At 68.4% G+C, this 22,764-nt stretch carries 15 protein-coding genes and 3 pseudogenes; 8 read left to right on the plus strand and 10 right to left on the minus strand.

Features of this window, described 5'->3' with window-relative positions; all coding sequences use genetic code 11:
- The first annotated feature begins 11 nt into the window (after positions 1-11).
- Entirely contained in the window at positions 12-659 is a 648-nt protein-coding gene (locus ACIPTO_RS03270) for a LysE family translocator (protein ID WP_366311882.1), read from the plus strand.
- Between the two features lie 5 nt (positions 660-664).
- Here the strand turns inward: ACIPTO_RS03270 and ACIPTO_RS03275 are convergent, their stop codons facing one another.
- Positions 665-1,756 carry a winged helix DNA-binding domain-containing protein gene (locus ACIPTO_RS03275; protein ID WP_401189687.1) on the minus strand — a complete coding sequence of 364 codons (1,092 nt, stop codon included), beginning with the start codon at positions 1,754-1,756 and terminating at the stop codon, positions 665-667.
- Positions 1,757-2,057: 301 nt separating this feature from the next.
- Here ACIPTO_RS03275 and ACIPTO_RS03280 point away from each other — a divergent pair, with 301 nt between their 5' ends.
- The gene (locus ACIPTO_RS03280; protein WP_401189066.1) at positions 2,058-3,227 is read left to right on the plus strand and encodes a magnesium and cobalt transport protein CorA; all 1,170 of its coding nucleotides are present in this window, start codon (positions 2,058-2,060) and stop codon (positions 3,225-3,227) included.
- 572 nt (positions 3,228-3,799) lie between these two features.
- Positions 3,800-4,294, plus strand: a pseudogene (locus tag ACIPTO_RS03285) (hypothetical protein); the annotation flags it as partial.
- A 302-nt stretch (positions 4,295-4,596) separates the two neighbouring features.
- On the opposite strand, the gene ACIPTO_RS03290 reads toward ACIPTO_RS03285, so the two are convergent.
- A complete protein-coding gene (locus ACIPTO_RS03290) occupies positions 4,597-5,649 on the minus strand; it encodes a macro domain-containing protein (protein WP_401189068.1) in 1,053 nt (350 codons plus the stop codon).
- Between the two features lie 345 nt (positions 5,650-5,994).
- On the opposite strand from ACIPTO_RS03290, the gene ACIPTO_RS03295 reads away from it, so the two are divergent.
- Complete coding sequence (locus ACIPTO_RS03295; RefSeq protein WP_401189071.1) at positions 5,995-8,313, plus strand: SIR2 family protein; 2,319 nt, start codon at positions 5,995-5,997, stop codon at positions 8,311-8,313.
- 699 nt (positions 8,314-9,012) lie between these two features.
- Here the strand turns inward: ACIPTO_RS03295 and ACIPTO_RS03300 are convergent.
- Together ACIPTO_RS03300 and ACIPTO_RS03305 are read right to left on the minus strand one after the other, a co-directional pair.
- Complete coding sequence (locus tag ACIPTO_RS03300) at positions 9,013-9,219, minus strand: hypothetical protein (protein WP_401189073.1); 207 nt, start codon at positions 9,217-9,219, stop codon at positions 9,013-9,015.
- Positions 9,220-9,512: 293 nt separating this feature from the next.
- Positions 9,513-9,835: pseudogene (locus ACIPTO_RS03305) on the minus strand (IS5/IS1182 family transposase); the annotation flags it as partial.
- A 330-nt stretch (positions 9,836-10,165) separates the two neighbouring features.
- Between ACIPTO_RS03305 and ACIPTO_RS03310 the strand changes: the two are divergent.
- A pseudogene (locus ACIPTO_RS03310) lies at positions 10,166-10,330 on the plus strand (CorA family divalent cation transporter); the annotation flags it as partial.
- Between the two features lie 120 nt (positions 10,331-10,450).
- Here the strand turns inward: ACIPTO_RS03310 and ACIPTO_RS03315 are convergent.
- Together ACIPTO_RS03315 and ACIPTO_RS03320 are read right to left on the minus strand one after the other, a co-directional pair.
- The gene (locus tag ACIPTO_RS03315) at positions 10,451-10,873 is read right to left on the minus strand and encodes a DUF4265 domain-containing protein (protein WP_401189076.1); all 423 of its coding nucleotides are present in this window, start codon (positions 10,871-10,873) and stop codon (positions 10,451-10,453) included.
- 215 nt (positions 10,874-11,088) lie between these two features.
- A complete protein-coding gene (locus ACIPTO_RS03320; RefSeq protein WP_401189079.1) occupies positions 11,089-12,030 on the minus strand; it encodes a S41 family peptidase in 942 nt (313 codons plus the stop codon).
- A 57-nt stretch (positions 12,031-12,087) separates the two neighbouring features.
- On the opposite strand from ACIPTO_RS03320, the gene ACIPTO_RS03325 reads away from it, so the two are divergent.
- Positions 12,088-12,648: an ArsR/SmtB family transcription factor gene (locus tag ACIPTO_RS03325; RefSeq protein WP_401189081.1), complete on the plus strand. Its 561-nt coding sequence runs from the start codon at positions 12,088-12,090 to the stop codon at positions 12,646-12,648.
- Between the two features lie 93 nt (positions 12,649-12,741).
- On the opposite strand, the gene ACIPTO_RS03330 is transcribed toward ACIPTO_RS03325, so the two are convergent.
- Together ACIPTO_RS03330 and ACIPTO_RS03335 are read right to left on the minus strand one after the other, a co-directional pair.
- Positions 12,742-14,040, minus strand: a complete 1,299-nt coding sequence (locus tag ACIPTO_RS03330) for an MFS transporter (protein WP_401189084.1) — start codon at positions 14,038-14,040, stop codon at positions 12,742-12,744.
- Between the two features lie 54 nt (positions 14,041-14,094).
- Complete coding sequence (locus tag ACIPTO_RS03335) at positions 14,095-14,805, minus strand: DUF1989 domain-containing protein (RefSeq protein WP_401189087.1); 711 nt, start codon at positions 14,803-14,805, stop codon at positions 14,095-14,097.
- 329 nt (positions 14,806-15,134) lie between these two features.
- On the opposite strand from ACIPTO_RS03335, the gene ACIPTO_RS03340 reads away from it, so the two are divergent.
- The gene (locus ACIPTO_RS03340; RefSeq protein WP_401189089.1) at positions 15,135-18,995 is read left to right on the plus strand and encodes a condensation domain-containing protein; all 3,861 of its coding nucleotides are present in this window, start codon (positions 15,135-15,137) and stop codon (positions 18,993-18,995) included.
- Positions 18,996-18,999: 4 nt separating this feature from the next.
- Positions 19,000-20,424, plus strand: coding sequence for a thioesterase domain-containing protein (locus tag ACIPTO_RS03345; protein WP_401189092.1), 1,425 nt, complete (start codon positions 19,000-19,002; stop codon positions 20,422-20,424).
- Between the two features lie 15 nt (positions 20,425-20,439).
- Here the strand turns inward: ACIPTO_RS03345 and thpD are convergent, their stop codons facing one another.
- A complete protein-coding gene (thpD, locus tag ACIPTO_RS03350) occupies positions 20,440-21,348 on the minus strand; it encodes an ectoine hydroxylase (RefSeq protein WP_401189094.1) in 909 nt (302 codons plus the stop codon).
- Complete coding sequence (locus ACIPTO_RS03355; protein WP_401189097.1) at positions 21,345-22,754, minus strand: hypothetical protein; 1,410 nt, start codon at positions 22,752-22,754, stop codon at positions 21,345-21,347. The genes thpD and ACIPTO_RS03355 overlap by 4 nt, the downstream gene beginning before the upstream one ends.
- Positions 22,755-22,764: the final 10 nt, after the last annotated feature.

Here is a 22,764-nt window from a genome sequence, read left to right on the forward strand (position 1 = left end):
GAGTGACAGGCATGGTGTCCACGGACCGCTTCCTCGCGTTCGCCGCGATGTCGTTGCTGGTGATCGTGATCCCGGGACCCAGCGTCCTGTTCGTCATCGGCCGCGCGCTCGCCCACGGCCGCCGTACGGCGGTGGCGACGGCGGTCGGCAACGTCTTCGGCTCGTACGTCCTGGTGGCGGCGGTCGCGTTCGGCGTCGGCTCGCTGGTGGAGCGCTCGGTCGCGGTCTACCTCACGGTGAAACTCGCGGGTGCGGCCTACCTCGTCCACCTGGGCGTCCAGGCGTTCCGCCACCGCAAGGAACTGAAGGCGTCGGCGCTGCGGGCGGGCCCGGCCACCGAACCCAGGGGCGACCTCCGCACGGTCCTCGACGGCGCCCTCGTCGGCGTCACCAACCCCAAGGGCGTGGTGTTCTTCGCCGCCGTACTCCCCCAGTTCGTCAACCACTCCACGGGCCACGTCCCGTTCCAGATGCTCCTGCTCGGCCTGGTCCCCATCTCCATCGGCCTGGTCACGGACACCCTCTGGGGCCTGACCGCGTCAGCGGCCCGCACGTGGTTCGCGGGCTCCGACCGCCGGCTGTCCCTGATCGGCGGGGCGGGCGGATTCACGATGATCGGGCTGGGGCTGACGGTGGCGGTGACGGGCCGGGCGGACTGATCCGCCTACGGTTTCCCGGGCCCTACGACGCTCCCGAACCGGATGTCGTACGACGTCCCCTTGTGCAGGGTGTCGAGCATCGACGCCCCCTCGGCGACGACCTCGCTCCGCTGAGCCCTGGTCAGCTTGCCGAAGGGCTCGATGACGAGGTGGCCGTCGGCCTCGTCGAGTCTCCAGACACCGGCGAGGAAGCCGTCGACGAGGAGGGTGCGGTGGGCGACGTTGCCCTGCCAGGTGCGGCCCCAGTACTCGGCCGGTACGACCCGGGTGCGGTCGGCGTGGGAGAGCAGCAGGTTGTCGAACTCCGGGAGGAAGCGCGGCGGGGCCGGGGTGTCGGCGGCGGGGCGGGGCGCGTCCGGGAGGTCGAAGAGTTCCACGCCGTTCGGGTCGCGGAAGGTGACGAGCCGCGGCCGCAGCCGCTCGAAGGCCTCGCGCAGGCGGGTCAGGCCGGCCCAGGTCTGCATGTCCTTCACGGAGGCCGGACCGAAGGCGGCGAGGTAGCGCAGCACGGTGGCGTCCGGGGCGGGCGCGGGTTCGGCGGGGCGGCCCAGCCAGTGCTCGACGGTGGTCAGGGCCACCTGTCCGCTCCGTCCCCACAGTCCGCGCGGGGTGACCTGGACGAGCGGCAGCCTGCACCGGGCGGCGATCGCGAGGGCCTGCGGGTCGGCGTCCGGCCACTCGACGAGCAGCGCCTCCCGCAGCTCCTTCATCGTGCGCGGCTCGGCCTCGACGAGTTCCCGGGCGAGGACGGCGAGCCGGTCCAGGTCGACCCCGACGAGCCCCTTGCGGAAGCCGCCCAGCTCCCGGTCACGGGCGGCCTGCACCAACGGGCGGAGGGTGAGGGCGTCGTCCGCCGTGTGGGTGTGGATGGTGGAGCGAAGAGTGACGATCCGGACGGCCTCCCGCTCGGCCATCATGCGCGACAACGCCTCGGGCTCGAAGCCGTCGAGGCGGGCGGCGAGGGCGTAGTAGGGCGGTTTCACGTTCTGGGCCTGAAGACCGAGGAGATGCGAGACGGCTGCGCCGGCGGAGAGGGTGGAGCGGTGGAGGAGGAGTTGGCGGTGGAGGGTGGCGCGGTTGAGGGTGCGGGGGGTCAGGACGGGGGTGGGGGATTTGGTTCCGGTGGGGGACTTGGCTGGGGTGGGCGATTCGGTTCTGCTGGAGGGCTTGGCTCGGGCCGGGGTCCTGGCTTCGGCCGGGGTCTTCTCGTCAGCCGGGGTCTTCTCCTTGGTCACGTTCTCCACGCTACGGGCGGTTGCGGACAGGGCGTGTCCGCAACTCTCACCGAATCCGGGACGCGGTCCCCACGCCAAGGTCGTTTGCCGCGTATATCCTGCTCCTGCCCTGATCCCGCTCCGCGATCACGCAGACGTAGGTTCGACCGAGAGGCAGCCGCGCATGCCCCAGCGACGTGCCCGCCCCACCTCTAGGAACGGCAGGGCCGGCCGACGCACCGGCTGGCGCCGCGCACCCGCCCCGCCACCGGAACCGGCCCCCGAGACCCCGGCGTCCACGGCCGACGCGCCACCCCCGGAACCGTCCGACACGGGCAGCGTCGTCCAGGCCGCCCTGTACCGGGACGGCGTGCGCGTCTCCGCGCCGGACACCCTCGCCGACACCTTCCGCGAACTCCGCGAACAGCGCTCCGGCATGGCCTGGATCGGCCTCGCCCGCCCCACCGAAGGCGAACTCCTCTCCCTGGCAGCCGAGTTCGACCTCCACCCGCTGGCCGTCGAGGACGCGATGGAAGCACACCAGCGGCCCAAACTGGAGCGCTACGGCGAGACGCTGTTCGTGGTCCTGAGCGCGGCCCGCTACTTGGACACGACGGAGGAGGTCGACTTCGGCGAGCTGCACGTCTTCGTGGGCCCCGACTTCGTGATCACCGTCCGGCACGGCGCGGCCCCCGACCTCTCGGCGGTCCGCCAACGCATGGAGGAAACACCGGAGTTGCTGAAACTCGGGCCCGAGGCGGTGCTGTACGCCATCCTCGACGCGGTCGTCGACGGCTACGCGCCCGTCGTCACCGGCGTCCAGACCGACATCGACGAGATCGAGACGGAGGTCTTCCGCGGCGACCCGAAGGTCTCCCGCCGCATCTACGAACTCTCCCGCGAGATGGTCGAGTTCCAGCGCGCCACCCGCCCCCTGGTAGGCATGCTGCACAGCCTGATGGCGGGCTTCGCGAAGTACGGCACGGACGAGGAACTCCAGCGCTACCTCCGCGACGTGGCCGACCACGTCACCCACACCAGCGAACAGGTGGACGGCTTCCGCCAGGCCCTCACCGACATCCTCACCGTGAACGCGACCCTCGTCACCCAGGAACAGAACGCGGAGATGAGGGCATTGGCGGAGGCGGGCTTCGAGCAGAACGAGGAGATTAAGAAGATTTCAGCTTGGGCCGCAATCCTCTTTGCACCCACACTCGTCGGAACCATCTACGGCATGAACTTCGAGCAGATGCCTGAGTTGAACTGGAGCCTTGGGTACCCCTTCGCGATCGGCCTGATGGGGGTTGTCTGTACCGGTTTGTATGTGATTTTCAAGCGGCGGGACTGGCTCTAGAGGTGGCCGACCCACTCGCGCCGCGCGCATGGTTTGCCTCTGCGGCCCCTTCACAAACCACCAATTGGGGGCTCTGGGGAGCCTCTGGGGAGAAGTAGCCGACGGCACGTGCCCGGGCCAGCAACTCAATCCCTGCCCTGTTCCCCACAAAGCCTGCCGTCGAGCATCGCTGCTTCTCTCCGCAACGGATACAGACAGTGACATTGACTCCCTCGTCGAAGCCACCAGTCCCGCCCCTGTGCGGCCGCCATAATGGAAGCACGCCCTCCCACCCGCAGCACACCGGCCCCGGACCGAGAAACCTCTCGGGGCAGACGCCGAGGACCTCGCGCTGTACTGGGAGAAGTTCCGGAGCCGTCTGCCGGAGTTGCTGGACGAGTTTCACGAACCGGCCCACGACGTCGTGGAGCTGCCGCCGTATCTGGCATGGTCCGGGATGACCGCCTACGACCTGGACAACCCTCGCCAGCGCATGGGCCTGTACCGCACCGTCCTGCACGAGGGCCTGCACGACGACCTGCCCTACTACGTCAACCGGGATCTGCTCCTGGGGCTGTGGCCCGTACTGCGCACTCCGCAGGGGCCTGACAGCCCGGGGCTGGAAGGTACAGGCGCTGGAGACTGCCCCCGCTGTCCGCTCGCTTCACCGTGACGTACCCCGCCACCGGGCAGGAGTGGGAGGTGGACATCCTCAAAGAGATCTTCTGGCGGCCCGTCACCCAGAGCCCGTACGGGCCTGTCCTCGCCGAAGACGACGTGATCGGGACCAAGGTTCGTGTCCTCGCCGGCCGCGGAGCGCCCCGCGACCTGATCGACGTGTTCGCCGCGTCCCGCCGCTGGACGAATGCCGAGTTGGAAGAGTTCGGCCGACGCCACGCCCGCGGCCGCCTCGAGCGCGAGGACGTCCAGGCGAACCTCACCGGCGCAGAGTGAACCGACGACGAAGCCTTCACCGCCTACGGCCTCGGCGAGACCACCATTAGCGCTCTGCGCGCCTGGGCCGTGGAGTGGCCGACGCCCCCGCGAGCCGCCACCTCGAAGAGTCCGATGACCCCGACATCGACTGACCACACGGATGAGGCCGGAGTCGTCGGGCGAGAACGGCTCGTACGATCGAATAGCGATCCCAGCCTTCCGGTACCACGAAGCCCGTCGCGGAGACTGTAGCCATTCGGTGGCCAGGAGTGGCCAGAGTGCCCGCCAAGCACCTTCATCGCTGGCCAGCCCCCCCCCCGCTCGAGAACGGGTGCAACCTCGTCCTACGGCCGCGCCCGCAATTCGGCAACTGCGACTCGATCGCCCCACCACTTCAAGGACGCAAGCTGACGCCGCCCAGCTGCCCTCCGGAGGGAGACATCGGGCAGTCCCATCACTTCCTGGCCAAACCGTTCAGTTCCGGCAGCACGGCGAGCACGGATCGGCAGACCTCGACTTGAGCATCGGTGTAGGCCAGCAGGTAGACAGTGCGGATCCCGGAGGCCGGATGGCCCTGGAAGTAGCCCACGGCGGCGGACGCCAGCTCCTCTGCTGTCCTTCCCAGATCACTGTTTCCACCCCCGGTTCCCAGCAGGGGCAGCACAACAGAGTGCAGCCCCTCCCCGGCCTCGTTTAGACGGTCCACCTCACCCAGCAGATTCCGGACACATCGCTCCAGGTCCATGACCTGGCGGAATCCCGAGGCCGGCTCCCCTTCTACCGCCGCGATATGGGCGATGCGCTTGACCCCATGGCTCTCGCGGAGCTCGCCCGGCCCGGTGATCAGGACTTGACCGGCAGCAACGTGGGTATGGTCCGCCATCTGCTCGGCGAGCTCCAGAGCAATATGGTCCCCCACGAGATGGCCAGCTACGTCTCGGGTCCCTCCGTGATAGCGAATGGTGGCAGAGATCGTCGACTCGGTGATCCGGGACATCTCCATGCGGGTGTTCTCGGGATTCACCCACACGTCCACTCCCAGCACGTTCGCCAGATTCCCAGTGATCATTCCGAGCTGGTGCCTACGGCTGCCCTTGAGCGGAGTCTCGTACCGAGAGCTGCGAGCCGGCGGCACCGGTGCGTCGTGAGCTGCCAGGGCACTGTCCAGGCGTTTGCGCAGCCGAGCGTTCTCTTTCGTGGCGACTTTGAGAGCGCTCGCCGTTTCGTCGTGGGGTCTCGTCCTAGAAAGCCAGGCGTACGAGGCCAGCATGAAGAAGCCGGCGAACCCGGCGGCGCCGCCGAGCCCGAACCCCATAGCTCGCCCCTCCGAGACTGAGTCCGGGAAGATCGAGTACAGGAAGAGCGCGCTCGCCAGCGAGTAGAGGAGTACAGCGGGCAACTGCAGTGCGTATCGCCTGCCCTGCCCCCTTGGCCCGGAGGCCCAGACCTGCAGCCCGATACCGGCCACAATGAGACCGCCCGTAACGACCAACAACATTATGCTCATCGGTGGTGCACCCTCCCCTGCCACAGCCCCAGGGGCCGCGGCAACCTCCAGAACACTGGCCGTCCTTGACTACCACAACGACCGCACTCCCGGTCCGGCAAAACCTTCCTGAATCGTGATCACGCCGCCTTCGTCATGGGACGATTGGGGCGGTAAGCCGCGCTGCCCATAACCTCCATGTGCCCTGCGCGGCGAGCGGAAGGAGCCACGTTGCCAGACCTTCAGTCCCTGCTGACCACAAGTCAGCTTCACTCCCTTAAGACAGCGGCCAGGAACGGTTCGTACCATGTGCTGCTCGGCGCGGGTGCGAGTCGCGGAGCCCACAACCAACATGGCTTCGTCCCCATGTCGAAGGCCCTGGTGGAGGCGCTCGCCAAGGAATACCCGGACGTGCCGATCAACGTCACGGAGGACACTCTGATGCGGGCCTATCAGCGTTCGGTAATCGGATCCTCGCCAGAAGCGGTCTGGCGGTTCCTCAAGAAGGTATTCGGAGACATCCAGCACGCCGACTGGTTCACCGACCTGATCAGCCTTCCGTGGAGACGCATTTGGACCCTCAATGTGGACGACGCTGCAGAGCGGGCGTACCGGTCCAGCCCACTCGCCCGGTATCGCGCGGCACGAACCATCTCATGGGACGAGGAGTTCTCGGAGACGGGTGACCTGGAGATCATCCATCTCCACGGTCACATCATCGGCTCTAAACCACGCCAGCTGATCTTCTCACTGTCGGAGTACCAGGCCGCTGCTCAAGGCCGCGTCGTCTGGGACCAGGTACTCGCGTCGACCATCGGCTCGCAACCGCTCGTGGTCGTGGGAGCCCGCCTGCTGGACGACCCTGATGTCGAGCGACTCCTCACCAGGAACCAGCCAAGTGCGGCAGCGCCGTCCATCGTCGTGGATCCGGGGATCTCGACCGCGAACGAGTGGGAGCTGAAACAGTACGGCTTCGTGGTGTATAAGGGCACGGCGGAGGAGTTCACCAAGGACTGGTTCACGCAAGTCGGCCTGGACCGCGCTTCCCTCCTAGAGTTGGCGCTAAGCGAACAGCTGAGCGTCCCTCAGGTTCACGAGCTACAGACGAATCATCCCGGACCGCGGCCGAAGTCCCATCGCTACCTTGACGGCGACGAGCCCCTCTGGTGTGACGTCATCGACGATCTGGTGGCACCGCTCTCCTGGATGCAGGGCGTCTCCCGGGACATCCGGAAATGGGCCGCCTCGGAGAGTCACGGCCCAAGGATCCACCTCATCTATGGCTCCCGCCTCACCGGAGTTTCCAGCGGCCTCCTGTGGATAGCGAGGGACGTACGATCCGCAGGTGTCCGATGCTACGAATTCGACCGGTCTAGCCGCTTCGACGTCCAACGATTGGTTGACAAGTTCAGCGGTCAAGGCCCCTCGGTCCTCTTCATCGACGGGGCTGCTGACTTCGCCGATGACATCGACAAGCTTCTCACCGAGGCCGGGCTCGAAAGCACAGCTGAGATCTACGTCGTGGCGGCTGAGCTCCCCAGTAGGAATTTGCAGCTGGAGGCCCGACTTCAAGCGGCGCACGAAAGTACTCTGTCGGCATCCGTACCGGCTCGGCTCCAGCGCCGCGATGCCGAGGTACTCGTTGACAAGCGCGAAAAGCATGGCCGGCTTGGCAAGCTAGAGGAGCTGAACAGGAACCAGCGGGTCGGCCACTTCAAGAACCGAGACGTCTTCTCAGCGATGATGGAGTTGGAGCACGGCATCGGATTCCACAAGCGCATGGAACAGGAGGTCCTCTCACTCGACGCCGAATGGAAGAAGTCGCTGGTCCTTCTACTTTCCATTGCTAGCCGCGGCCGCAATTCGGTCAGCCTGCTCGAATGCGCGAAGGCGCTCAACGTCTCCTCGGACACAATCGTCCGAGCTGCTCGGCGAAGCATGGAACCCTTCATCGAGATCCAGAGTGACGTCGTTGTGGCACGTCAGCGCGATGTCCTCATGGATTCCATCGTTAAGTCCCTGGGGAACAGGGGTGCCCTAGCGGCCCTCCGGGAGTGCATCCAGAACCTGTCCCCCCTGGTAAATCAAGATAGCCTGCGCGCACGCAACAGAGCAGCGATGTTCGTTCGTTACGCAATGACCCAGAAGCTGTTGACCAGCATCTTCGCAGACGATGACGTGGAAAAGTTCTACGACGATCTGCTTCCCCAGTTCGGAGGCTGGAACGCCCGCTACTGGGAGCAGCGTGCCATCCACGCGAAGCACCTGAACGACTGGTCGCGCGCCGAGTCGTTCGCCGAGCGGGCCGTCAACCTGCTAGACGACGCATTTACTCGGACGACATGCGGAACGATCCTAGTCAACAAGGCCAACTATTTCGCCCGCCAAGGCGAAAACCGGTGGCAGGAATTCCACCAGCGCGGGAAGAAGCACTTCGATGTGGCTCTCACCGCGGACCGAGCGAACCGCGTGACGGCATTCGCCTACCTTGAAGCGGCAATGTCACTGGCGGAGAGTGCCACGGAGCGCAGAATTCCAGAATGGTCTGCCCCCATCGCCGATCTGCTCCACGAGTGGAAGCCGATATACAGCGGCCTTCGCTTGATGCTTGGAAAAAACCCAGCACAGGACTCGGTCCGCCGAGCCGAAGCGCTGTCCCGCCGGTGGGAAAGACTGTCGGAGTAGGGGCTCCCCTGCAGGCCTGATGGGTGGACTCCCTCGGGAGTCCACCCATCAGGCCTTTGCGGAATACGGATCACCAGCACTGCGCGCAGACCGTCAACAGTTCTCCCGCCCACACTGTCCGACGTTGGATGTGGCCGCAGTACGCACAAAGGATGGTTCTCGGAGGTAACTTAGCAAGGCACGCCACGTATCTCACACAGGAACTCCTGGGGCCACACTTGGAAGGTTCAGCATGCGGATTGAGACCGGCATCGTCCTCCGTCGGCTCAGCACCCCAGCGCAGGGAGCGCCGACAGGCCAACGCCTCCTCTTCCAGCTCCCCAACCGCCAGTCCCGGCAGCAGATCTCGGTTCATGTGCTTTTGTAACGCCTTCTCTGACAACCCGGCTGTTCCAAAAAACGCCTGAAGTTTTCAGGAGCGGGCAACGACTCCACACGTCCGTGCAGATCAGAGCCGCCCCACTCCCCCACCCACCAAGTGCCTTCTACGCGCTTGGCCGCAGGTTCGAGTCCTGCCGGTTAGTCACCACGACTGGAGCCCAAATGGTGGGGCAGGTCAAGATGTCACCCGATCGTGCGGCAGACCCGCCGTCAGAAACGGTCTTGCGCCAGGCTGGGCACAGGGCCCGCTTCACCTTCCAGCGGCGTCGAGGCGCGGGGCCCTGTCCACCAGTGGCACGACCCGCAAAACACCCTCGTTCAGCAGTCGTAGCTCTTGAGCGTCTTCGAAGCACCGGTGGCCGACTTCAGGTAGTCGTTCTCCGACTTCAGGCTCTCGTTCTCCGCCGTTGACTCAGCCAACTGCACGACCAGTCCGGCAGCCATGGACTGGAGCGCCTTGTACTTCCAGGCGAGGACCCCGAGGGCGGCGGCGGCAGCCAGAACGCCGACGCCGACCGTAACCACGCCCCCGGCTTTTCCGGGCTTACCCCCGTCTGGACCGGCACCGTCCTTGCCAATGCAGACGTGGCTGGTCTGCCGCGAGTGCTGTTGAGTCTCGCCGACTGTCGCTCTGAAACGAGCACGATCCGCATTGATAGTGGGTCATCAGTCGTTCCTCTCCCCCGAGGAGATGAGCTTGCCACAGGTCACGGGCCTCCGGCGTCCACTTGGCCACCTCCGTACGCCCACCGCTGTTGTGAGAACGACGCGCACGTGAAGGACGTTCGTGCCCGCTGGTTGTGGGCCAAACCGTCACTTCAGTTGCTGAGTCTGCGGTGGCATTTGAGGGTCGCGACGATGGCCGTGAAGGCGAGGAAGTGTTCCGACTTGAGCTCGTAGCGGCGATGGAGGCGTCTGCAGCCGTACAACCAGGACACGTTTTCGCTCCACGACCCAGCGTTGTCGTCCAAGTCGTTGGGGCGGCTCGATGCCTTTGCGGGCGAGGCAGTGCCGGATGCGGCGGGAGGACAGCCAGCGCCGCAGGTGGCGGTAGTCGTAGCCCTTGTATCCGTGCACCATTCGGACCGCCAGCGTCGGGGCCGCGACGTGAGCGGATAGGCGGGGTTCCGCGGACCAGCGGGGTCGCTCCCCCTGAGACGACGCGGACCGACTTCAACCATACGGATAGCCAGTGACCCGCCTCCCTCCCCACGACTACTCATCGTGGTCACCCCGCCTCTTGGGACAGCCGCAGATACTTGTGAGTCCGTACCTCCCAAGTGACCTCTTGTAGGGAGAATCTGGGGAGTACAACGGCCCCTGGGGAGCGCGTGGGGAGAACGAACTGCGTAACGCCAATTGAAGCCGAAAGCCCCTGAAAGATGTGTTCGCGCAGTTCAGAAGCCAACCGGAGCTCATAGTCGCAGGTCAGGGCGACCTACTAGACAACTTAAAGGAAATCTCCAGCTGAGCGGCGATTCTCTTCGCACCCACGCTCGTCGGAACCATTTACGGCATGAACTTCGAGCACATGCCGGAGCTTGGGTGGCGCTTCGGATACCTCTTCGCGATCGGTTTGATGGGGCTGGTGTGCGCGAGTTTGTACGTTATTTTTATACGGCGAGACTGGCTCTAGGTCTCACAGTTTCCCTCAAGCAGAGCCATGACAAGCCTTGGAGAGTGACAGCCTTTCCTTTACCAGAAGAGGCTTTCCATAGCCGCGACACGGGATTCCGCTGACGCAACCAACAGCCCGTCAGGCAGCCCTGAAGTCCCTGGAGTCGCTCCACTCGCAGAATGCCGTTCCAATCTGAATCTCCCCATGAACAGAGTCGAACACCGGCTGCATCACCGCAATATCTGGGACATCGATCGCAACCATGCCGTCACCGTTCCATTCACACCATAGCCCAGCCGAATCAGCAGCCTCGCGCAGCGCAGACCTACTGTCCATCGCAGGCCGGGGCTCGGCGAACAGAACCCGGAGAACCCGCCGCCCTGACCTGCTGATGACGCGGTCAATGACATCCGAGTCATTCATGCCCACCAGATCACCCAGCGCCAAGCCGTACGTATAGAAGGGAATGCAACACACTTCATATCCGTCGACTTCTTCGGACTCTCGCAGAAGAATCTGCTCCAGCATCCCGACAAGATCGAACGGGGCGAGATTCACCATCGCCACATGATGTCCCTCACTCCTACGTGCGGGCTCCTCATGACTGACGTATGTGACTCCATCAATGATGACCTGCAAGCTTTCCTCCACCACCACCAGGCTAAAAATGAGTGTGTGGTGGGCCATATTACGGCTCGCCACAGTCAAGCTATGGAACTAGAACTGGAACCTGTTGCAAATCATGCAGGCAGGCGTGGTGGTGTTCGCATGCCGGGTCAGGCCGCCAGTCGGGCGAGGGCCAGGGCGTGGGCCCGGGTGAGGGCGTCGGGTGCCGTGCACGGGATGTCCGGTTGTACGCCGGTGCCCTCCCAGTTGGTGCCGGAGACGGGGTTGACGGCGCGGCCGACGGGGACGGTGACCTCCAGGTGGGGGTGCACGGTCCAGCCCTCGCACGGGTGGGCGCCGCCGCGGGTGCGCTCGCCGACGACGGTGGCGCGGCCGAGCTGTTGCAGGTCGTAGGCCAGTTCCTCGGCGGCGGAGAAGGTGGTGGCGCTGGACAGCACGTACAGCGGCTTGGTGCCGCCGAAGCGGGTGCCGAGGACGTGCGGAGGGCTCCAGGACTGTTCGGTGCGGTCGCCGGCGCGCCAGTACATGGTGTTGAGGTGGGTGCGCTCGTCGAGCAGGTGACCGCAGACGAAGGCGACGGTGTCCGGGTCGCCGCCCCGGTTGGCCCGGAGGTCGAGGATCAGGGCCTGGGCGCGGGAGGCCAGGGTGAGGGCGGCGCTCAGCGGCTCGGCGGCCCACTCCAGCGGGAACAGCATCGGGGCCAGTTCCAGTACGGCGACTCCCCCGTCGAGCAGTTCCACGCGGGGCACACCGCCCAGCGAGGTGTCGAAGTCCCGGCGGACGGCGGCCAGGTGGGCCGCTCCCTCCTCGGCGGGTACGGGCTCGGCGTGGTGCCTGAGTCTCAAGTGGCGGTCGTTGTTGGCGGATTGCAGGTCCGCGGTGACCACGTGGGCGAGTTCCTCGGCCCCGTCGACGTCGTAGGCGCCCTCGGCGAGGCGTCGGTGCAGCAGGGTGGTGAGCTGCTCGGCCACGTCGGGGAAGACGTAGTGCTCGGTCAGGAGCCGGGTGGTTTCTTCGATCACGGAGGCGGGAGCGGGAGCGGAGACGGGGGCCGGGACGGCGGTGGGCTGAGGATTCGTCAGAGGTGTCATGGGAGGGAGTAGAGCACCGCCCTTGCGAAAGCGTCAACGAGATTAGACACTTTCGGTATGCGCGATCAGCCTTCCCACCCGCCGCCCTCCGAGGACGTCCTGGAGATCGGTTCGCCCGGCCAGTTCGCGGCGCTCGCCCACCCGTTGAGGCAGCGGCTGCTCTTTGCCCTGGGGCACCGGCCTGCCACCGTCAGCGGGCTCGCGGCGCAGCTCGGCGCGAAGAAGGGCAACGTGGCGCACCACGTCAAGGTGCTCCGTGAAGCAGGGCTGGTGCACGTCACCGAGACCCGTCAGGTCCGCGGCGGCACCGAGCAGTACTACCAGCGCACGGCCCGCCGGATGGTCGTCGCCGAGCCACAGGCGGCGGGCACCGCCGCAATGTTCGCCGCCGTCGCCCAGGAGCTGGATCTCTCGCCCACCGAACACCACCTGACCCTGCGTCATCTGCGGCTCACCCCCGCGAAGGCGAGGGAACTCGGCGCGGCGCTCGCCAAGTTGGTGGACGAAGCGGAGGAGGACGCGGAGGACGAGCCCGTGCACGGCGTGCTGGTGGCGCTCTATCAGCAGCCTCCGCCGACCGGGCCCGCCGGCGGTGCCATGGACGCGGCGGGTGGCTGAACCGGCCGTACCGGTGCGGTAGTTCGCGTGTGTGAGCCGGCGGCGGGGTCGTGCCTTGCGCCGAAAGCCCGAACGGCTATCGACCCAGGCCCGTCACTGGTCGCGCATCCTCCGCAGCGGGGACAGGAGCAGCAGCAGTCCCGCCGCCCAGGCCCCCAGCGCGCAGAACCACATGCACGGCCGGAGTCCGATCCACGTGCCCAGGGCGCCGCCGAAGAGCGCCCCGAGGGGCATGGTCCCCCACACCACCCAGCGCACCGACGCGTTCATCCGGCCCAGCAGTTCGGGAGGGCAGATCGCCTGGCGGTACGAGATCTGGGCGGTGTTGTACACCACGGCGGCGAGGGACAGGGCGGCCCAGCCGAGGGCGTAGAGGGTCAGGCCGGCGCCGGTCCCGGCGAGGGGGAGGAGGACGTACAGCACGCCGGGGACCAGGAGCGAGACCCAGATGATGCGGGCGGATCCCACCCGGGCCGACAGGCGTCCGGCCAACAGGCCGCCCGCGAGGCCGGCCACCGCGCCGAAGCCGAGGATGAGGCCGATCTGGGCCGGGCGGGCGTGCAGGGTGCGGGTGAGGTACACCATCTGGACCGACTCGATCGCCGTGATGAAGAAGTTGCTGGTGGCCGTGCAGGCGACGATGGCGCGCAGGACGGGGTCGCGGAGTACGAACCGCAGCCCCTCGGCGACGGCCGCCCGGAACGCGGCGGCCCGGGGCGTACCGGCCGCAGTCGGTGCGCGGGGCGGTTCCGGGGGCGGGCCGGGGGTCCGGATGAGCAGCAGCGAGACGACGCTCAAGGCGTAGGAGGCGGCGTCCAGGGCGACGGTGCGGGCCAGGCCCATGACCGTGACGAGGGCTCCGGCCAGGGAGGGTCCGGCGAGTTGGGCGACGGAGGCCGAGGCACCGAGTTTGCCGTTGCCGTCGGCGAGTTGGGACCGGTCCACCAGGACGGGGAGGTAGCTCTGGGCGGCGATGTCGAAGAAGACCGTCAGGGCTCCGGCCGTCGCGACGACGGCGTAGAGCTGGCCGAGGGTGACGCCGCCCCACAGCGCGGTGACCGGGATCGAGCCGATGAGGACCATGCGGGCGAGGTCGCAGCCGAGCATGAGCCGGCGTTTGTCGACCCGGTCGACGACGACGCCCGCGGGGAGGGAGATCAGGAGGAAGGCGAGGGAGCCGAAGAAGGTGAGCAGGGCGGTCTGGAAGGTGGTCGCTCCGAGGAGTTCCACGGCGATCAGCGGCAGGACCAGGACCGACACCTCGGAGCCGACCATGCTCAGGGTCTGGCCACTCCACAGGAGGAGGAAGGGGCGGTGCAGCCGGAGAGGTGCCGGGCGGTCGGGATCGGTCAGGATGTCGGACTGCGCTTCGCCCTCCGGCGTTTTCCCCATTGCACCAGCGATACCGTCCCGCACGCCGCCGTGTCCACCCCGGGACCGGCCTACTCACTCCCCGTACGCCGCACCCTCGCCCGTACCCGGATACACGTCGAGCCCCAGCGGACCGCACCGATCGCCGTTGGTGGGCCAGAAGTCCACCGAGCACGCGGTGAGCACCAGCACGACGTCGCGGACGGCCCGCAGCACGACGGAGTCGCCCGGCAGGGTCGTCGCGCTGAGGACGTCGAGCCGCCCCCGCTCCCCCGGCTCCGAACTCTGGAAGAAGTTGACCGGGTCGGGCACCACGGGCAGCGTGATGCCCAGAGCGGCGAGCGACGTCGTGAAATTGTCGGCGCAATTGGGATGGCCGGTGAGGCCCTCCCGTTCGTAGAGGGCCGGATTGCAGGCGGGGAACAGCATGTCGTGCATGCCTGGTGAGGAGTCCTTGACGAATTCGAGGACCGGCTCGTACTGCTGATCGACAAAGCATTCGCCGACCCGTGGGAACAATTGCTCCAGGAGGTCGCGGGTATGGCTTGTGGAGAGCCATTTCCGGTGGTCTGCGGCGTCGATCGCCCACAGGTCGCCGACCTGTCGCCCTTCGATGTCGGTGATCTCCACCGTCTCGCCGGCGCGGACCGCCACCGCGCGGCCCCCCTGTGCGGGAACCAGTCGTGAACGCCGTCCGTCCACCGCGTTGACCGGCCCGTCGGGCGCCGACACCGAGTGTTCATCGCGCGGGTCCCGCCGCGGCTCCAGCTGATCGTTCGGCGACAAGGTCCTCGCTCCGGCCCGGCTACCAGCGGTCACGCGACCGCCCCGGCCGCGGTCCGCATCGTACCGCCGACCCTCGGCACCGGGAGCGGGGTGCCGGGTCGCCGGGCGATCACCTGCGCATTCCTGATGCGGACCGAAAGATTCCGTAAGTGATGTCATTTTCCGGACATACACCTTGACAGCCGCAAAATACTACGGATAGGCTAATTCACCGTTGCGCCGGTAATTGACTCCTACCGAGCGGGGGAAACCCATTGAACGGGGATATGAAATATCCTGGCACATTTCCCGACCGCGTCTTTCCGGATCGCGCATTTCCCGACCTGGTGGTGAGCGCGAATTCGACTCAGGCGGAATTCTCGGCCGAGGCGACCATTCCCGAGCTGCTGGAGACCGCGGCGGCACGCTGGCCCCACAGACCCGCACTGCACGGACCGGACGGCTCCGTGGTGAGCCACGGCGAGTTGGCCGAGGAGACCGGGCGGCTGGCCGGGTTCCTCGCCGCGCACGGGGTGCGGCGCGGGTCGGCGGTCGGGGTGCTGGGCGAGCACAGTCCGCGGACCGTCGCGGTGATCGTGGCGATCCTGCGCTGCGGGGCCTACTACGTTCCGCTGGACCACCGTTGGCCGCCCGGCCGGGCCGTGACCGCGCTGCGCTCGCTGGGCGCGACGGCGCTGGTCGTGTCGCCGGGCATGGCGGACCGCGCGTTCGAGATCGCCGCCCAACTGCCTGACCTGCAGAGGGTGTTGCTCACCGGGGAGGCCGACCGTCCGCCCCGGAAGCGCCCCGGACGGACGCTCCGCGCGGACGGCGACTCCGGCGGCAGCGTGCGCCCCGACCGTCGGCGGGTGGTCGAGCTGGTCACCGGCTCCCTCCGCCCGGGCGGCGCTGTCGCCGTACTGGGCCACGCCGACGACGCCTTGACCCGTGACCTGCGCGACCGGGCGGCTTCCCTCCAAGTGGCGCTGGAGCCAAGGGACTTGGGCGCCCCCCGCGCGCGGGACCTCACGGACGCCTCTCACGCCGTTGCGGACGTCGGCGTCGTCCTGCTCCCCGACCGCGTACGGAGCCTGTCCGGCCCGGGACAGCTGCGCACCCTGCTGCACGAGGTGCTCACGCGTACCGCGCCCGGTACCGCCGTCGTGCTCAGTGACATCGTTGCCCCCGACTCCGGTGCTGCTCACGGGGCGTTCCGCGTGCCGCGCGACTGGTGGCCGGTGCTCGCGAGGTCGTACCCGGGGATGCGGGTCGTGGTCGACGACCGCGCCGAGGCGTCGCCGGACGGCGGTTGCCCGGGCTACCACGTCGTCCTCACCGCACCGGACACCCTTCCTGCCGAGCAGCCGGTTCCGGTGGAGGGGGGCGCTGAACGACCACTGCCACTCGCCGAGCACCAACTGCCGCTCACAGAGAACCCGTTGCGGGTCGACGACACGGGCACGCCCCTCGGAGCGCCGCCCCGGGGAGGGCCCGAGGATCTCGCGTACACCATCACCACCTCGGGGTCGACCGGTGAACCCAAGCTGGTCGGCGTGCGGCACCGCAGCGTGGTGAACCTCGTGGAGTGGTTCACCAAGCGGCATGCCGTGACGCCCGACGACGTACTGCTCCAGGTCGTCCCGTTCACCTTCGATCTGTCGGTGTACGACCTCTTCGGCGTGCTGGCCGCCGGTGGCAGCCTGGTGCTGCTTCCCGTCGCGGAACTGGAGGAACCCGACGCCGTCGTCGACGCGTTGCTGGAGCGGGGCATCACCCTGTGGAACTCCGCCCCCGCCGCGTTCACGACCCTGTTGCCCTTCCTCGCGCTCCGGCCGCGGACTTCCCGCGACCGGCTGCGGCGCGTCTTCCTCAGCGGGGACTGGGTGCCGTTGAGCACCCACGCGGATCTCGCGCGCGAGTTCCCGTCCGCGACGCTGGTCGCCCTCGGCGGGCCGACCGAGACCTGTGTGTGGACGAACGACCATGTGGTCGACCACATCGATCCCGACTGGCGGAGCGTGCCGTACGGACGGCCCATCCAGAACGTCCGCTGCTATGTGCTGCGGGAGGACGGCTCGCCCTGCGACCTCGGCGAGGCCGGGGAGTTGTACGCGGCCGGTGTGTGCGTGTCGGCCGGGTATCTGAACGACCCGGAGCTCACCCGCGCGCGTTTCCTGCCGGACCCGTGGGGACCGGAGCCCGGCGCGCGGATGTTCCGCACCGGTGACCGGGCGCGGTGGACCGAGCACGGCTGGATGGAGATCCTCGGCAGGATCGACCAGCAGGTCAAGATCAGCGGGTTCCGTATTGAACTGGGCGAGGTCGAGCAGGCCGCGCGCAGTCTGCCAGGGGTCGCCGAGGCATACGCGGTGCCGTGCGGGGATCCGCACCGGCCCGAACTCGGCCTCTTCGTAAGGGCGTTCACCGGCGGGCCGACGGCGGGTGCGGTGCGCGAGCGGCTGCACGCCCTGCTGCCCGGCTACATGGTGCCCAGCCTCGTCCGCGTGGTGGACACCCTGCCCCTGGGCCCGAACGGGAAGGTGGACCGGCGCGCGCTCGCCGACACGCTGACGCGACACGACGGCGGTACGGCCGAGCCGGACACCGGCGCGGTCGGCTCGATGGTCGCGGTGTGGGAGCGGGCCTTCGGGCGGCCGGTCGCGGCGGACGACGAGTTCTTCGACGCGGGCGGCACCTCCCTGGCCGCGGCCCGGATCGTGGCCGCCCTCCGGGAGGAGCACGGCGTACAGCCGTCCGTCGCGGCGCTCTACGACGCCGGCAGCCCCCGCCGACTGGCGGCGCTGGTCGGGGAGTTGGCCGCTGCGGCACCGGATGACGAGCCGGCCGCGAGGCGGGAGGGTCCGGCGCCCGATCGGGCTCCGCTGTCCGTGCAGCAGGAGGCGATCTGGTACATCGAGCAGATGACGCCGGGGTCGGTCGGCTACACCTCGACCGCCCGGATCGATCTGCGCGGCCCGCTGGACCCCGCGCGGCTGCGGCGGGCGCTGGCCGCGGTGACCGTGCGGCATCCGATGCTGCGGACCAGGTTCCCGCTCACGGAGGACGGTGTCCCCGAGCAGGTGGTGTCCGACGAGGTGGTCGTCGACCTCGACGAGGTGGACGGCGTGGGTCCCATCGACGAGGCCGTCCGTGCGGCGGGCGGTCATCTCTTCGACCTGGAGAAGGAGCCGCCGGTCCGCTGGACGCTGCTGCGGGTCGCCGCGGACGAGCACGTCCTGGTGCAGGTGGAGCATCACTTCGCGCACGACGGCTGGTCGATGTGGCTGATGCTGCGGGACATGGCCCGCGCGTACGTCCAGCTCGGCACGGGCGACGCCGTGGGCCTGGGCGCCGACGAGACGCCGTACACCACGTACTGCCTGGATCAGCACGCGTGGCTGGCGTCGGAGCGGGCGCGGGAACAGGTGCGGCACTGGACCGGTGAGATCGGTCCGGTCGGGGAACCGCTCGCGTGGCCGCACGAGGAGCGCAGGCCGGAGCGGTTCGGCTACCGGGGGGACACCCGTCACCTGGCGCTGCCCGCCGAACTCGACCGCAAGGTGCGGGACTTCGCGCGGCGGGCCGGTGCCACGCCGTTCGCCGTGCTGATGACCGCGTACACGGTGCTGATCGGCACGGTCTGTGCCGCGCCCTCCCTGATCATGGGCGGTGGGCTGCGCAACCGGCGGACGCCCGGGGTCCGGGAGACCGTGGGCATGTTCGTGAACACGTGCGCGTGGTCGTTCCCGGACTGGGGGGACCGTGCCTTCGACGAGCTGGTCCGGGACACCACCCTGCGGCTGGCGCGGGCGATGGAGAACCAGGAGATCCCGTTCCCGGTGGTGGCCCGGGAGGTCCGCACCTCGCGCGACCCGGCACGCAATCCGGTCTTCCAGACCAGCATCTCGATGAACGACTGGCCCGATCCCGTACTGGACTTCGGCGCGGGCGTCACGGCGGAGATGTCCCTGCCGAGCAACGGGGGCGCGAAGTTCGACCTGGACGTGATCGTGCTCCCGGAATCGGACGGTACCCGCATGCTGTGGCGCTACAGCAGCCCGCTGTTCACCCGGCCCGAAGTCGAGGTGCTGGTCGGGGACTTCCTCTCCCTGCTCGAAGCGGCCGTCACCGACTCCGGCGCCCGGTGCGGGCAGTTGGGCCGTAGCACCGTCACGACCGCCGCCGACTCCGCCGCACGAAAGGCCCGTTGACGTGATGACGACCGTACCGTCGGACCCCGGGGGCGAGGCCGCACAGGCGGCCCGCGTCGCGGCGGCCCTGTCGGCCTTCCCCGGTGTGGCGGAGGCGGCCGTCGGGTTCGTCGACGACATCAGCGGCGACCGCAGGCCCGTGGCCTGGGTGGAGACCTCGGCTCAACAGGCTTTCGACCACCGGGAGTTGCGGGCGTTCCTGCTGGGGCGGCTGCCCCGGGAGATCCTGCCGACCAGGATCGTCCCGGTCTCCCGGCTGCCCAGGACGCCGGACGGGGAGGTCGCCACGGCGGAGCTGGTCGCGCCCTCGTGGATCTCCGCGTCGGTGCACTCGCTGCGGCTCCTGCCGGACTCCACGGAGAGTCGGCTTGCGGACATCTGGGGCGAGTCTCTGTCGGTGCCGGATGTCGAGGTGGACGAGGACTTCTTCGATCTCGGCGGAAGTTCGCGCACCGCCATCGCGATGCTCGCCCAGTGCCGGGCCGCGTTCGGGGTGGAGGTGCCGATCCACCGGTTCTTCGAGAAGCCGACCATCGACAACCTCGCGAACCTCCTCAAGGACGGTTCCGCCGCGCACAGTTGTCTGCTCGGCCGTGGACACGGCGGGCACAAGCGGCCCTTCTTCTGCGTCTATCCGGGGACGGGTGTCCAGGGTCTGCGGCTGCTGTCGCGGCTCGAACCGGAGCGGCCGTTCCTGACACTGACTCCGCACGGCTACGGCGCGTCCCCGCCGAAGATCGGCTCCCTGGACGAGCTGGCGGCCCATTACGCCGAGGAGATCCGGAGCGTGCAGCCGCACGGCCCGTACCACCTGGCCGGACACTGCGCCAGCGCCGTCGTCGCCTACGAGGTGGCGGCCCGGCTGGAGCGGGAGGGGGAGACCGTGCTGTCGTTCGTCGGGGTGAAGGCACCGGCCAAGGTGGTGCTCGAACGGGTCCAGGGGTCCGACTTCTTCGTCCTCGACGAGCTGTTCGGCAACGCGGAGCCCGGCAGCGCGGCCAAGCGGCTGGAGTCGCTCCTGGAGGAGGAGACCGGGCACCTCAGGTCCCGGGCGGGGCAGGCGCTCGCCTTCGCCCGGATGCGGCCCGTACTGGCCGATCTCTACCAGGAGTTGATGAGTACGGCGTCGGTCGCGGCGGGATACGAGTTCGACCGTTTCATGGGGCTCGTCGAGAGCTGGGCCTGGTATGTGCTGGAGGCGGCCGGGCACGTGCCGTCCGCCTCCTCCTTCCCCGTGGACGTGGTCACCTTCCCGTCCGACCGCCGCGACCTGGCGGCCGACTGGCGGGCGGTCAGCGGCCGTCCGCCCGTCGTGCACGTGCAGGAGAGCGTCGAGCCCTTCGAGTCGACCGAGTTCGCGCGGTGGCTGGTCGATCTGCTCGACGCCCGCGACGCGGAGTGGGAGGCGGACCGGCCCCGGATGCCCTGACCCGCTCCCCCGCCGTCAGCCGTCCGTCCCCCGCACCGGCGTGAACTCGCGTGCGGCCAGGAAGGACGGCCGGCGGCTCGGGGCGGAGAAGGGCTCCCGCAACGTGTTCTCGACGCTGTTGAACACCACGAACAGGTTCTGCCGCGCGTACGGCGTGATGTTCCCCGACGAGCCGTGCATGCAGTTGCAGTCGAAGACGACACCGGTGCCGGCCGGGGCCAGGCAGGGCACGACACCCGTCCTGTCGCTGAGCGTGCGCAGCGCCTCCTTACTGGGCAGGCCCACCTCCTGACGGACCAGCGAGGTGCGGTAGTTCGCCGACGGCGTCTGCCCGGCACAGGTGACGAACGTCCGGTGGGAACCGGGGATGATCATGAGCGGGCCGTTGATCGCGGTGTTGTCGGTCAGCGCGACCACCAGGGTCAGCGCCCGCATCCGGGGCATCCCGTCCTCGGCGTGCCAGGTCTCGAAGTCGGAGTGCCAGTAGAAGTCTGTGCCGTCGAAGCCGGGTTTCCTGTTGACGCGCGTCTGGTGCACGTACACGTCCGAGCCGAGGATCTGCCGGGCGTGGTCGGCCAGCCGGGGACTCGCGACCAGGTCGCGGAACCACGGGCTGATCGCATGGACCTCGAAGACCGACTTGATGTCCTCGGAACCCGGTTCCCTGATGATCCGCGGGTCCTCACCGGGGCGCACGCGGGCGGCGATGCGGTCCAGTTCGGCCAGGGCCTCGTCGACCGTGCTCCGGTCGACGAGGCCGTCCAGGATCAGGAAGCCGTCCTCCTCGTAGGCCTTCAGCCGGTCCGCCGACAGGGGCCCGGGGCCGCCGTCGTGGACGACCGGTTCGGCGCGCGGGAGAAGTGCTTCGCCGGTGGAGTTTCTGGTGGGGTAGAAGTCCGTCGCGTCGGCGTCGCCTGTCGTCATGTCCTGCTGCCCTCCTTGGCCGTGGCGGATGCCCGCCGCTGCGGTCCGACCGGTGCCGCACCCGGTGCGGCACGCAGTGGTTCGAGCAACTGCTCTGTCTGCTGGACGAGTTGGTGGAAGCGGTCGAGGGTCGGCGCGAAGATCACACAGCTCAGCCGGCCGTGGGCCAGCCCGGTCAGTTCGCACGGGACGACGCCCTCGGCGTGCTCGCGCGGTGAGCGGACAACCGGCTCCAGGGCCCGCAGGAGTGCCGCGAGCCCTGTGGGGCGCGGCAGCCGGTAGAAGTCGTAGTGTCCGACGGCGGTGTCCTCGGCCCGCTCGGGTCCGAGGAAGTGCAGGCCGAAGTCGCGCAGGTGGGTGGAGCCCGTACGGCGGGAGTTGAGGTCCAGCATGAAGACGGTGCCGTCGGGTCTGGCCACCGCGTCGATCCCGAAGTGGCCTCGGTAGCCGCGGACTTGGAGGGCGGCGGCGATCACGGTGGCGCTCGCGACGAAGGGCTCGTACCAGGGCTCGTCCTTGAGGGAGCCCGCGGTCACGTTGCCCCGCACCTGGGTCGGTTCGCCGAAGAGCATCTCGCACACGTGCGTCAGGGCGGGAGGGCGCTGCGGGTCGGCCGGCACGGTGAACTCCACCGAGGGGAAGGTGACTCCGTCGCCCTCGATGTACTCCTCGACGACCACCGGCTCGTGCTCGGCGAAGTAGGGACTCTCGCGCAGCAGCCGCAGGACTCCGTCCGGCGGTTCCGAGGGCCGTACGGTGATGAGTCCGACGCTCGCCTCGCCCCGGTCGGGTTTGAGGATGCAGGTACGGCCGGTCGCGGTGATCCGGGCGGCGGCCTCGGCCGCGTCCTCGTGGCTGCGGCACTCCGCGCCCTCGGCGGTACGGGCCCGAGCCGTGCCGAGACCGCAGTCGGCCACCAGCTCGCGGAAGCCGCTCTTGGTGTCCAGCCGGTCCCTGAGCTCCTGCGAGGCGCAGCTCTCCGGGAGTTCGACCCGCATCCCGAAGCGGTCGGACATCGTCCGTACGAACTCCCACAGGCCCCGGGTCGTCGTGTGCGGGATCAGCCGGAAGCGTCGGCCCGGGCCGACGTAGTCGAGCAGGCCCCGCAGCAGCACGCCGTCCGCGACGATGTCGTCGAAGATCGAGCCGGTGGGGGCGGCGGGGCTCAGGTTCAACACGCCCTGCAGGCCGAGGAGTTCGCACTGCCAGTCGAGGTGTGCCATCGGCACCTCGGTGAGGATGAGCTTCGCCGTCGGCAGCCAGAACAGCGACTGGTCCTGCTGCGGGAAGGCCTCGGACACGATGGCGTCGCTCTCGCCCGGCCGGCGGGCCCGCCCGGCGAGCAGCCGCAGGGTGTCCACCGCGTTGCACACGCAGACCGTGGGTACGGTGCCGTTCTCCGTCACTGTGCTCCCC

Origin of the sequence: Streptomyces sp. NPDC090083 (assembly GCF_044747445.1) — a bacterium.
Taxonomy (GTDB): Bacteria; Actinomycetota; Actinomycetes; order Streptomycetales; family Streptomycetaceae; genus Streptomyces.

Coding starts and splice junctions, on each gene's coding strand:
- ACIPTO_RS03270 (WP_366311882.1), top strand. CDS start 12: ATGGTGTCCACGGACCGCTTCCTCGCGTTCGCCGCGATGTCGTTGCTG.
- ACIPTO_RS03280 (WP_401189066.1), top strand. CDS start 2,058: ATGCCCCAGCGACGTGCCCGCCCCACCTCTAGGAACGGCAGGGCCGGC.
- ACIPTO_RS03290 (WP_401189068.1), bottom strand. CDS start 5,649: ATGAGCATAATGTTGTTGGTCGTTACGGGCGGTCTCATTGTGGCCGGT.
- ACIPTO_RS03295 (WP_401189071.1), top strand. CDS start 5,995: ATGTCGAAGGCCCTGGTGGAGGCGCTCGCCAAGGAATACCCGGACGTG.
- ACIPTO_RS03315 (WP_401189076.1), bottom strand. CDS start 10,873: ATGGTGAATCTCGCCCCGTTCGATCTTGTCGGGATGCTGGAGCAGATT.
- ACIPTO_RS03320 (WP_401189079.1), bottom strand. CDS start 12,030: ATGACACCTCTGACGAATCCTCAGCCCACCGCCGTCCCGGCCCCCGTC.
- ACIPTO_RS03325 (WP_401189081.1), top strand. CDS start 12,088: ATGCGCGATCAGCCTTCCCACCCGCCGCCCTCCGAGGACGTCCTGGAG.
- ACIPTO_RS03330 (WP_401189084.1), bottom strand. CDS start 14,040: ATGGGGAAAACGCCGGAGGGCGAAGCGCAGTCCGACATCCTGACCGAT.
- ACIPTO_RS03345 (WP_401189092.1), top strand. CDS start 19,000: ATGACGACCGTACCGTCGGACCCCGGGGGCGAGGCCGCACAGGCGGCC.
- thpD (WP_401189094.1), bottom strand. CDS start 21,348: ATGACGACAGGCGACGCCGACGCGACGGACTTCTACCCCACCAGAAAC.